This window comes from Martelella mediterranea (genome assembly GCF_004342225.1).
Lineage (GTDB): Bacteria > Pseudomonadota > Alphaproteobacteria > Rhizobiales > Rhizobiaceae > Martelella > Martelella mediterranea_B.
Window position 1 is genome coordinate 1 of the sequence record NZ_SMAR01000088.1, and the last position, 3033, is coordinate 3033.

A 3033-nucleotide genomic window follows, 5' to 3' on the forward strand; every position below is an offset into this window, starting at 1 on the left:
TGTAGGCCACATGTGCGCACTGTTCTCACCACAGGAATGCTGGAACTACTTCAAATCAACAGCATGCGTTGCAGACTAATCGCCCGATGCTCTAGTCGTGGCGGCCAACATGCTGACCAATTTTACACGGCTTTTCCGGCATCCCGCAAGTCGATGGCTATGCCGGATACAACAGGCTGATCGCACCTGACCGTGTCGGTCCAGACATCCGTCTTGCCTATTGTTGGGCCCATGCCCGACGCAAATTGATTGAGATTACCCGCAAGGGATCAGCGCCGATCGCCGAGGATGGCGTCAGGCGAATGGGTGAACTCTACCGGATCGAAGCCGAACTGCGCGGTCTTGACCCAGAGGCGCGCCTTGCCGGTCGGCAGGAGCGGTCTGCACCGCTTATCACCGATATGCAGGCTTGGCTTCATCATCATCGCGCCTGTGTCTCGGCGAAGTCGCCGCTCGGAGAAGCCCTGGCCTACATCGCCAAATATTGGGATGGCCTTTGCCTGTTCCTGACAGACGGCCGCATCGAGATCGATAACAACAGCGTCGAGCGAACCATCCGGCCGATCACTCTTAATCGTAAAAACGCACTCTTTGCCGGACATGATGCCGGAGCCGAAAACTGGGCCGCAATCGCCTCGCTTATCGAAACCTGCAAGCTCAATTCCGCCGATCCGCAAGCCTATCTGACGGCCACGCTCACCGCCATCGTCAATGGTCATAAGCAGAACCGTATCAATGAACTGCTTCCATGGAAATATGCTGACAAGGTGTGACCCGAACACCGCTTACGAAGCACTGCTCGACGGCGCCGATTGTCGAGCGTTCGGACCGAAACCCATAGAAAATTGGGTCCACCAGTGTCTCTGCCACCGGTTCCAGAGCGAGTTTCCACAAGGCCCGCATCGCCCGGCACCGCATACAGGGAATTCCCAGTGGACGCTTCTTGCCGTTACTCTTGGGGATATACACATGATCTTGCGCTTGGACACATCGATCGTCGTCAGAGGCGGATCGCTGGTGGCGCTCATTGTCAAGATTGTCGAAGCCGATCAGCGAAACATCCTGCGGGATATCAATTCCAATTTCTTTCAAAGCCCTGGCAAAGCCGAATGCCATGATATCGTTTGTGCAGAAGTAGCATTCCGTCAGTTTCCCGCGGGAAGCCAGATATTCTGTCGCGTCTCAATGGGCGCCGCTGAAGGTCGATTCGACGGAAATGATCAGAGAAGGATCAACCTCAAGGCCATGGCGCCGTGTTGCGAAAATAGGCGTCATACCGCGGCTTGTTGAGCAACTGGGAGCGCTGTTCGACAATCAAACCGCGAGTGCGGAAAACGTGAACCTGCCGTGACCACAATGCGGGCAGGTGACTGCATCCTCCGGTGCTTCTCGATGGTGCCGATGGCCTGCATCCGGGCTGTCCGTCGTCGAATGATTATGGACAGAATGGGTTCTGGCTATCAGGAGGGTCTGGCTCGTCTGATTTGTTGATTTAAGCGGCGTTTGCGTGATGTTGCAAGCGTCGGTTCTGAATGGTCTGTTGCTTGGTCCTCTTTCGCTGTTTCAGGATTTCGTCTCCTCTGCCGAAGTAGACATCCGCCGGCGTGAGATTGCCGAGGCTCTCGTGGTATCGGCGGTTGTTGTAATGGTCGATGAATGCACCGATCTGAGCTTCCAGGTCCTCGGGGAAGAAGTAATTCTCGAGCAGGATCCGGTTTTTCATCGTCTGGTGCCAGCGCTCGATCTTGCCTTGTGTCTGCGGATGACCGGGCGCGCCGTGAAGCTGCTCCATTTTCCTGTCCTTCAGCCAGTCCGCCAGATCTTCAGCGATATAGCATCCGCCATTGTCTGACAGTAATCGCGGCTTGTGTTCGACCTTGACGCTGTCGCAGCCGGATGCGGCCAGTGCAATGTTCAGCGTGTCGGTTACATCACCGACTTTCATGTTCGTGCACAGCTTCCATCCCAAGATATATCGGGAGAAATCGTCGAGAATGGTGGACAGATAGAACCAGCCCCAGCCGATCACCTTCAGATAGGTAAAATCGGTTTGCCACATCTCATTGGGCCGAACGGTCTTGTCCCTGAATTCATTGTCCGCCTTGACGACGATGAAGGCCGGCGACGTTATCAGGTCATGGGCTTTGAGCAGGCGATAAACAGACGCTTCCGATACGAAATAGCTTTTCGTGTCGGTGAAGGTCACCGCCAGCTCGCGCGGCGACAATTCCGGCTTTTCAAGCGCCAGCTCAATCAGATCTTTCCTGACATCATCGGGAATCCGGTTCCATATCCGTGACGGGGCGGATGAGCGGTCCTCCAGCCCCTCTACGCCAAAGCGCTGAAACCGGTCATACCAGCGATAGAAGGTCTGGCGGGGAATGGCGAGCTGTTCCAGCGTCTTCTTCACCGGCAGGTGCGATTGCTCGACCAGCCGGATGATTTCCAGCTTGTCAGGAGCGGGGTATCTCATTCTTCTGCGTCCCCATCCCCGATCATGCTTTTTTTGAGCAGGCGCAGTTCCAGCGTTTGCTCGGCCACGACCTCTTTCAGGTCGCGTGTTTCCCGACGTAATGCCTTAACCTCATCCGTCGTTGCGGCCCGTGCCGTATCGCCGGCCAGGCGCCGCTTGCCGGCCTCTAGGAACTCCTTCGACTAGGTGTAATACATGCTCTCGGCGATACCCTCGCGGCGGCAGAGGGCGGCGATACTACCCTCGCCGCGTAGCCCCTCCAGCACAATGCGGATCTTCTCCTCAGCGGAATAGGATTTGCGGGTGGCACGGCGGATATCCTTGATCGCCTTGCCTGCCGTCGGTTTCTGCTGACCGGATTTCTGTCTCATCGTCACTTCCTTTGCGTGAGCTATGATGAGCCAAATTCCTCCCTTATCCGTTAAGCCAAACCTGTCTCAAAGGCGTTGAGACGGGACACCCAGTTGTCTGACGTCAGCGCCGGTGGGACAGATTTGAGGATTTGAATAAGGGAGGATTTCTGGTTCATCTTATCAATTAGGAGATCGAGATGACGAAGA

The 3033-nt window shown here is 55.7% G+C and carries 1 protein-coding gene and 2 pseudogenes; 1 reads left to right on the forward strand and 2 read right to left on the reverse strand.

The features are described 5' to 3' along the window. Positions 1-96: 96 nt before the first annotated feature. Positions 97-773, forward strand: a pseudogene (tnpC, locus tag EDC90_RS20620) (IS66 family transposase); the annotation flags it as partial. Here the strand turns inward: tnpC and EDC90_RS21605 are convergent. Together EDC90_RS21605 and EDC90_RS20630 are read right to left on the reverse strand one after the other, a co-directional pair. Then, positions 733-1116 carry a reverse transcriptase domain-containing protein gene (locus tag EDC90_RS21605; protein WP_132314384.1) on the reverse strand — a complete coding sequence of 128 codons (384 nt, stop codon included), beginning with the start codon at positions 1114-1116 and terminating at the stop codon, positions 733-735. The pseudogene tnpC and the gene EDC90_RS21605 overlap by 41 nt on opposite strands. 376 nt (positions 1117-1492) lie before the next feature. Beyond that, positions 1493-2844: pseudogene (locus EDC90_RS20630) on the reverse strand (IS3 family transposase). Between the last annotated feature and the right edge of the window lie 189 nt (positions 2845-3033).

Excerpts from the sequence above, each read along its gene's own strand:
- EDC90_RS21605 (WP_132314384.1), bottom strand. The coding sequence starts at position 1,116 with ATGGCATTCGGCTTTGCCAGGGCTTTGAAAGAAATTGGAATTGATATC.